Consider the following 5331-nt stretch of genomic DNA (forward strand, 5'->3'; position numbering starts at 1 on the left):
AGATAGAGGTTGTCCATCCTTTAACAGGTCAGAAGCTCTTTCAATTGAATTATTATGTTTCGTTATAGTCTTCCATTTTTTTAGTTGCCAATAATTGCATAATGGCAATGAATCACCGTTATTTTGCTTATGTCTTGAATTCAGAGGTGGTGAAGAATAGCGTAGGCATCATGATATGCACAATAGGGAAGGAGCCTGACTGTTGTTAGCCTGTACGTGTTCATCTATTTGCCAAGATACCATTCGGTAGTGATAAAAAGAAAAATAACCGATGAATTAAACATTTGTTAATCGCTTATTGTGCTCTGCTTTATTCCTTTACAATGTTAAATTCTACCCGGCGGTTAAGCGTTTTATCTTCGTCATTAACTTCTTCTACAATAGGTCGGGAGCTGCCGTAGCCAATCGCCTCAATACGAGAGTCTTCAATTTTACTAAAGCTTACTAAGTATTCTTTGATAGCATCAGCGCGGTTTTGCGATAGCTGCAAATTCAACTTCGGGTCGCCATCAGAATCGGTGTGGCCTTCAATACGAAGTTTTGTGTAGGGATTATCTAGTAGAAAGTCAGCAATTTTATTTAAGTCGCCGTACATCTCAGTTTTAAGTTCGGCTTTTCCGTTGTCAAATTCTAGGTTCTGAAATTTTAAGCGACTGGTAATTGGGTCGGTTTCAAAATTAAATTCTTGGTCTCCCGATAAGAAAAATATTTCTTCTAAGCGGAAAAAATGCTCCCCTTGAATTATGAGTAGATAGTTATTATTGTTAATCAACTCAAAGGAAAAGCTGCCATCTTTCTTTAAAAATTTAGGGGCAACTTCCCTTCCCTGATCCAGATCAATCACGGAAACAATCCCTTCATTAAACGGATCGCCAGTTTCCGAATTGGTAAGAATGCCTTTTATCTTAACGGTTGCTAGTGGCTGAGCTTCCATAGGTAGCGGAAATGAATAAAGATCCAGGTTGCCCATATTATTTTCTACTGAACGAGCGTAGTAAAGGTTCTGAGACAGAGCATCAATAGTGAAATAAAATTCACTACCGGCTCCATTCACTAACGGGCCCACATTCTTCGGTTCATTCCAAAGGTTGTGCTCCTGATACGATTTATAAATATAATATTCACCGAAGTTGAGCAAATGACCATTTGAGCTAAAGTACAGCACCTGATGTTTAGGGTGAAAGAAAGGGCTTACTTCACTGCCCCGAGTGTTGATAGTTGGTCCAATATTGCGCGCTGGTACCCAGTTGGTTTGTTCATCTTTGTACGTGTAGTAAATATCCGACAGCCCAAATCCACCCAAACGGTCCGAAGAAAAGTAGAGCGTATCGCCTCCGGGTGAGAGAGAAGGGTGAGAGTCCCAGTAAGGGCTATTGATAGATGCTCCTAAGTTTAAAGGGGTGTTCCACTTACCTTCATTATCACGATAAGCGATGTACAAATCGCAATTTCCTAAGCCATCGGGGGCCAAACAGCGAGAGAAAAATAGCGTTGTCCCATCAGCACTGAGGCAGGCCGAGCCCTCGTTATACGGGGAGTTAATATTTTCTAGCGGAACCGCGTCCATCCAGTTGCCATTTTCATTCTGGCTAAGCATTAGGTCTTCGTTATCGTACGTTTTAAACCCCCGTTCTAGCTTATTTCTTTTAGATGTAAAAAGCATCACGTCGTTGCTCGCACTCAGGGAAGGGCCGTAATCGCCCGAAGCAGAATTGATGCCTTTGCCCATGTTCAAATACACCCCACGGGGCGGGCGTAGTGTGTCAATTTCCTTGCGGTATTCTACCAATTCATAGTAGTATTCCAGCGGTACATAGTCTTCCTTTTGCTCGAGCTGGAATTGTTCTAGGTTTTTACGAGCCATTTTAGCTGCTAACCCATCGGTATAATGTTTTAATACCAGCTTATAAAGCCCCACTGCTGCAACAGTATCATTTTGAGCTTCTTCTAACTTGGCTAACTGCCAGAGTAGTTGGTTATCTTTAAAGAAATTTTGAACCCCAAAGTTTCGGACGTACTGGTATAACTGCGGATACCATTTGGCGGTGTCTTTTGCTTGGGCAGCTTTACGAATGCTTTGCAATTTCCGCTGATGTTGGTAGTAAGGCAGCTTATGTAAGTTCGGGAAAGAAAATAAATCCAGCATTTTAGCCGAGACTGCGCTTTTGGCAGTATCTTGCAGCGTAAACGGGCTCTGAGCCGGTTTTATCTGGGCTAGGCTTACTGTACAGGTAAGTACCGCACTATATAGCAGTAGTAATCTTCGCATGGGTATGTTAATCCCCTATGAATCAGCAACTAACGTGCAAAATAAGCAGAGGTGTAAGATTTGGTCTGAGTTAATGCTAAAACCAGAAAAAAAATAGCGTAATCTTACTCTCAATTTTATTATAACATTAGGCTGGCATAAGGATTGACATAGTAGTGACCTACAACAAATTTTGAGAAAGCATTAAATACCTGTCAGCTTGACAGGAAAACAGCGCGTATGAATATAAATTCAGCTTTTAACCAACTTTTTACTCAGGATTTTGACGAAGAAGCCGACGATCTTATACAATTGGTAACCGCCGAAGAAGAGGAAGAGGATAAGGAGATTGAATTTCTAACCGAACTGTCGGTGTTGCCTATTCGCAACACCGTATTATTCCCCGGAGTAGTGATTCCGATCACTGTAGGGCGAAAAAAGTCAATTAAGGTAGTGAAGCACGCCTATAACGAGGGTACCCACCTCATTGGAGTAATTGCTCAAAAAGATAACCAAGCAGAGGACCCGGATACCAGCGAGGTATATAAAGTAGGGACTGTAGCTAAAATCATAAAGGTGCTCGTCTTACCCGATGGAAACACCACGATTATTATTCAGGGAAAAAAACGGTTTAAGGTAAAATCTTTTGTCCGAGATGAGCCGTATATGGTAGCCGACGTTAAGTATCTGGAAGAGAAGTTTCCTACTCGACAGACCAAGGAATTAACTGCGCTGGTGCAGTCGCTGAAAGAAGCGGCGGCTAAAATATTACGGCTGAACCCGGAAATTCCGCAGGAGGCTCAGCAAGCATTAGATAATATTGATAGCCCCGGCTTTCTAACGCACTTTTTGTCTTCCAATATTAATGTAGAGGTAAAAGATAAACAGCGGTTACTGGAGATTAATAATGGCAAAGAGCGAGCGAAGCTACTACTGGAGTACATGCTCAAGGATATTCAATTGTTAGAAATTCGTCACGAAATTCATAGCAAGGTTCACTCCGATATTGACCAGCAGCAGCGGGATTACTTTTTGCGACAGCAGATGAAGGTGCTGCAAGATGAGCTAGGCGATGGTGGTACCGATCAGGAAGTGGAGAAGATGCGGCTCCGAGGCGAGAAGAAGAAGTGGCCCAAAGCGGTAGCCGAGCATTTCAATAAAGAATTAGAGAAGCTACTGAGAATGAACCCCGCCGCCGCCGAGTATCCGCTCACGTTCAACTATGCCGAATTTCTGCTGGATTTGCCTTGGCAAGACTATACCGAAGACAACTTCGATCTGAAACACGCCCAGCGTATTCTAGACCGCGACCACTATGGATTAGACAAAGTAAAAGACCGGATTATTGAGTACTTAGCGGTATTAAAGCTGAAAAATAATATGAAAGGGCCCATTTTGTGTCTGTACGGCCCTCCGGGAGTAGGAAAGACTTCATTAGGTAAATCCATCGCCTCGGCTTTGAGTCGGAAGTACGCTCGTATTTCGCTGGGAGGAGTAAGCGATGAAGCAGAAATACGGGGGCACCGTAAGACTTATATCGGTGCAATGCCCGGAAAGATTATTCAGAATATTAAAAAGGCAAAATCAGCCAATCCGGTATTTATCTTGGATGAAATAGATAAAGTACGATCTGACTTTCGGGGCGACCCATCTTCAGCTCTACTAGAAGTGCTTGATCCTGAGCAGAACAGTGCGTTTCTAGATAACTATCTGGAAGTAGATTACGATCTTTCCAATGTGCTATTCGTCGCCACCGCTAATTCCTTAGATTCAATTCATCCGGCCCTGCGCGACCGTATGGAAATTATCGATATTTCGGGATATACGCTGGAAGAAAAAGTAGAGATTGCTAAACGCCATTTAATTCCCAAACAGCGGAAGGAGCACGGACTAACCGGCAAAGAAATTTCTTTTGACAAAAATGCCGTTGTTCGTATAGTGGAAGATTACACTCGTGAGTCGGGGGTGCGAAACCTAGAGCGTAAGTTGGCTGCCGTTATTCGTAATGTAGCGAAATCAGTAGCGATGGAGGAAGAATATTCCAAAAAAATTACCGAAGCTGAAGTACGCCGTATACTGGGGGCCCCAGTATTTGATAAAGAGAATTACCAGGATAATAATACACCGGGAGTAGTAACCGGATTAGCCTGGACCCAAGCGGGGGGTGAGATATTATTTATCGAAAGTAGTTTAAGCCGGGGCAAGGGAAAACTAACGCTTTCGGGACAACTTGGCGACGTGATGAAGGAATCAGCCATGACTGCACTTTCGTACTTAAAATCGAAAGCCGAGCAGTTAGGTATACATTATAAAGTATTTGAAAACTACGATTTGCACGTGCATGTGCCCGCCGGTGCGGTACCGAAAGATGGGCCTTCCGCCGGAATTACAATGCTTACCGCCATGGCTTCGGTCTATACTCAACGTAAAGTAAAAGCCAAAGTAGCTATGACGGGCGAAATCACGTTACGCGGAAAAGTAATGCCAGTGGGGGGGATTAAAGAAAAAATTCTGGCGGCACGACGGGCCGGGATTAAAGAAATTATTCTTTGTCAGAAGAACCGGAAGGATATTGAAGAGATTGACGCTCGCTATGTGAAAGGTTTGAAGGTACACTTTGTAGATACGGTAAGTGAAGTGCTGGATTTAGCTTTACTCAAAACCAAAGTAGAGGAACCACTGGAGTTTGTTATGGATTAATTTATGAGTCGTTAATATGGAGAAAATATAGTTGAACTATGGGTTTGAAGACATCAGTTTCACCTACTAATATACAGTCTCAGATTAATAGCTCTAATACTTTTCAATTCTCTACTGCCAATTCATAAGAAGAATTAAGTCCGTAGCTATCTGTCTTAAGATCAGGGTTTTGCCGTGTTATTGTAGGCCCTTTATTACTTTTACGATATGAAACTACGAATTCAAGGAAACAGTCTTCGGTTGCGGTTAACCCAGGCTGAAGTAAATCGAATCGGCGAGGGAAAACCAGTGCAAGAGGTGATGAACATTGGAGGAGAAAATCCAGCGTTCTCCTACAGTTTATCAATTCATACCGATCAGCAGCCCGTAGTGGTAGCTTATCA

3 protein-coding genes are annotated in these 5331 nt (G+C 42.8%); 2 read left to right on the forward strand and 1 reads right to left on the reverse strand.

The window, feature by feature from the left end:
* Nucleotides 1-310 precede the first annotated feature (310 nt).
* On the reverse strand, nucleotides 311-2269 hold the full coding sequence (locus tag WBA23_RS09030) for an OmpA family protein (protein ID WP_424581948.1): 1959 nt from the start codon (nucleotides 2267-2269) through the stop codon (nucleotides 311-313).
* 219 nt (nucleotides 2270-2488) lie between these two features.
* Here WBA23_RS09030 and lon point away from each other — a divergent pair, with 219 nt between their 5' ends.
* Entirely contained in the window at nucleotides 2489-4948 is a 2460-nt protein-coding gene (lon, locus tag WBA23_RS09035) for an endopeptidase La (RefSeq protein WP_424581949.1), read from the forward strand.
* 207 nt (nucleotides 4949-5155) lie between these two features.
* On the forward strand, nucleotides 5156-5331 hold a 176-nt coding region (locus tag WBA23_RS09040), incomplete at its 3' end, for a DUF7009 family protein (RefSeq protein ID WP_424581950.1).

The organism is Tunicatimonas sp., assembly GCF_049647865.1.
Classification (GTDB): Bacteria; Bacteroidota; Bacteroidia; order Cytophagales; family Cyclobacteriaceae; genus Tunicatimonas.

Bases quoted from the DNA above. Each gene is read 5' to 3' on its own strand.
- WBA23_RS09030 (WP_424581948.1), bottom strand. From the start codon at position 2,269: ATGCGAAGATTACTACTGCTATATAGTGCGGTACTTACCTGTACAGTA.
- lon (WP_424581949.1), top strand. From the start codon at position 2,489: ATGAATATAAATTCAGCTTTTAACCAACTTTTTACTCAGGATTTTGAC.